The following is a 1,397-nucleotide window of genomic DNA, read 5'->3' on the forward strand; positions in this document are numbered from 1 at the left end:
AGAAAGCCTGAGACCTGATGCCGAGCCGATTGTGGTGAAGTGGATGATCCTATGCTGTCGAGAAAAGCCTCTAGCGAGTTTCATGGCGGCCCGTACCCTAAACCGACTCAGGTGGTCAGGTAGAGAATACCGAGGCGTTCGGGTGAACTGTGGTTAAGGAACTCGGCAAAATGCCCCCGTAACTTCGGGAGAAGGGGGGCCATTGCTGGTGATGAGTCTTGCACTCTGAGCTGGTGGTGGCCGCAGAGACCAGCGAGAAGCGACTGTTTACTAAAAACACAGGTCCGTGCGAAGCCGTAAGGCGATGTATACGGACTGACGCCTGCCCGGTGCTGGAACGTTAAGGGGACCGGTTAGCTCTGATTCGTCGGGGCGAAGCTGAGAACTTAAGCGCCAGTAAACGGCGGTGGTAACTATAACCATCCTAAGGTAGCGAAATTCCTTGTCGGGTAAGTTCCGACCTGCACGAATGGCGTAACGACTTCTCGACTGTCTCAACCACAGGCCCGGTGAAATTGCACTACGAGTAAAGATGCTCGTTTCGCGCAGCAGGACGGAAAGACCCCGGGACCTTTACTACAGCTTGATATTGGTGTTCGGTTCGGCTTGTGTAGGATAGGTGGGAGACTGTGAAGCAGTGGCGCCAGCCATTGTGGAGTCAACGTTGAAATACCACTCTGGTCGTGCTGGATGTCTAACCTCGGTCCGTGATCCGGATCAGGGACAGTGTCTGGTGGGTAGTTTAACTGGGGCGGTTGCCTCCTAAAGAGTAACGGAGGCGCCCAAAGGTTCCCTCAGCCTGGTTGGCAATCAGGTGTTGAGTGTAAGTGCACAAGGGAGCTTGACTGTGAGACTGACGGGTCGAGCAGGTACGAAAGTAGGGACTAGTGATCCGGCGGTGGCTTGTGGAAGCGCCGTCGCTCAACGGATAAAAGGTACCCCGGGGATAACAGGCTGATCTTCCCCAAGAGTCCATATCGACGGGATGGTTTGGCACCTCGATGTCGGCTCGTCGCATCCTGGGGCTGGAGTCGGTCCCAAGGGTTGGGCTGTTCGCCCATTAAAGCGGTACGCGAGCTGGGTTTAGAACGTCGTGAGACAGTTCGGTCCCTATCCGCTGTGCGCGTAGGAGTCTTGAGAAGGGCTGTCCCTAGTACGAGAGGACCGGGACGGACGAACCTCTGGTGTGCCAGTTGTCCTGCCAAGGGCATGGCTGGTTGGCTACGTTCGGGAGGGATAACCGCTGAAAGCATCTAAGCGGGAAGCCTGCTTCGAGATGAGGACTCCCACCCCCTTGAGGGGTTAAGGCTCCCAGTAGACGACTGGGTTGATAGGCCGGATGTGGAAGCCCAGTAATGGGTGGAGCTGACCGGTACTAATAAGCCGAGGGCTTGTCC

The 1,397-nt window shown here is 56.3% G+C and carries 1 rRNA gene (only partly in view); it reads left to right on the top strand.

Annotated elements, in window-relative coordinates:
- Positions 1 to 1,397, top strand: a 23S ribosomal RNA gene (locus tag ACZ7MY_RS42955) (its annotated part extends 1,822 nt beyond the left edge of the window); the annotation flags it as partial.

The organism is Streptomyces sp. NPDC111520 (assembly GCF_055635295.1).